At 58.4% G+C, this 519-nt stretch carries 1 protein-coding gene and 1 pseudogene; both read left to right on the top strand.

The annotated features are described in order from the left end of the window. A partial coding sequence (locus EWH12_RS22585) for a hypothetical protein (protein ID WP_207212488.1) occupies window positions 1–257 on the top strand: 257 nt, incomplete at its 5' end. A gap of 33 nt (window positions 258–290) precedes the next feature. Continuing rightward, a pseudogene (locus tag EWH12_RS22100) lies at window positions 291–519 on the top strand (DUF4198 domain-containing protein); the annotation flags it as partial.

The following is a 519-nucleotide window of genomic DNA, read 5'->3' as shown; positions in this document are numbered from 1 at the left end:
GGCATGGCCGCCCTTGCCACACCAATGATCGAGGAGGCACAGCCGCTACAGATTACACCCAAGGCCGCCTGAAAATGCAGCCCAGTGGCCACACCCGATTTTACACCACATTGACGGACGCGACCAAATATCCGGAGTGTCCTGATTCACAGCTATTTGAAAAATCGTGCGGTAACGCCCTAAAACTCGCGCATCATTACCAATATTACCTAACGCCTTTCAGTGATCACTTGGCCTTTGTGCTGCAAGATGGCTGAAGAATTGGAAAATTGAACAGGTTGGAGACTCGCATGAGACTGGTTCGAACATTATCCGTTGCACTGGGCGTAAGCACGTTGCTGGCCGCGACCGCGCCGGTTGGCGCGCACGGCATCTGGTTCGCGCAGCGCGCCCGCCAGTTGGCGCTGATCTATGGCGTGGGCGCGGACGATCTGGACGCGGTCAAGCGGCTGCCGCTGGTCAAGACCGTCACCGGCTATGACAGCGACTGGGCGCCGGTGGCCACCTCTCTTCGCGCCG

The sequence above is a fragment of the Sphingobium cupriresistens genome (assembly GCF_004152865.1).
In the GTDB taxonomy this organism is placed as follows: domain Bacteria; phylum Pseudomonadota; class Alphaproteobacteria; order Sphingomonadales; family Sphingomonadaceae; genus Sphingobium; species Sphingobium cupriresistens.
Note: the sequence above shows the minus strand (reverse complement) of the source record. Positions and strands in the feature narration are given on the sequence as shown.